The sequence below is a fragment of the Enterobacter sp. UCD-UG_FMILLET genome (assembly GCF_000762975.1).
GTDB lineage: Bacteria > Pseudomonadota > Gammaproteobacteria > Enterobacterales > Enterobacteriaceae > Enterobacter > Enterobacter dykesii.
Genome location: NZ_JRJC01000037.1, coordinates 1 through 645 on the forward strand (window position 1 = coordinate 1; position 645 = coordinate 645).

Here is a 645-nt window from a genome sequence, read left to right on the forward strand (position 1 = left end):
ATTTCTTTTCCTCGGGGTACTTAGATGTTTCAGTTCCCCCGGTTCGCCTCGTTAACCTATGTATTCAGTTAACGATAGTGCAACGAATTGCACTGGGTTTCCCCATTCGGACATCGCCGGGTCAAAGGTTCATATCACCTCGCCGGCGCTTTTCGCAGATTAGCACGTCCTTCATCGCCTCTGACTGCCAGGGCATCCACCGTGTACGCTTAGTCGCTTAACCTCACAACCCGAAGATGTTTCACTTCATGATTGCGAAAATTTGAGAGACTCGAACACACCATTAAGATGTGTCGTTTCAATTTTCAGCTTGATCCAGATTTTTAAAGAGCAAAACTTCTTAATGCACTCAAAAGTACATTCAGAAGTTTATCATTCATCAGACAATCTGTGTGGACACTACAAAGGCAGGTTCTTTAAGGTAAGGAGGTGATCCAACCGCAGGTTCCCCTACGGTTACCTTGTTACGACTTCACCCCAGTCATGAATCACAAAGTGGTAAGCGCCCTCCCGAAGGTTAAGCTACCTACTTCTTTTGCAACCCACTCCCATGGTGTGACGGGCGGTGTGTACAAGGCCCGGGAACGTATTCACCGTAGCATTCTGATCTACGATTACTAGCGATTCCGACTTCATGGAGTCGAG

The 645-nt window shown here is 47.1% G+C and carries 2 rRNA genes; both read right to left on the reverse strand.

Features of this window, described 5'->3' with window-relative positions:
• A 23S ribosomal RNA gene (locus tag LA04_RS18880) occupies positions 1–223 on the reverse strand; the annotation flags it as partial.
• Between the two features lie 199 nt (positions 224–422).
• A 16S ribosomal RNA gene (locus LA04_RS18885) occupies positions 423–645 on the reverse strand; the annotation flags it as partial.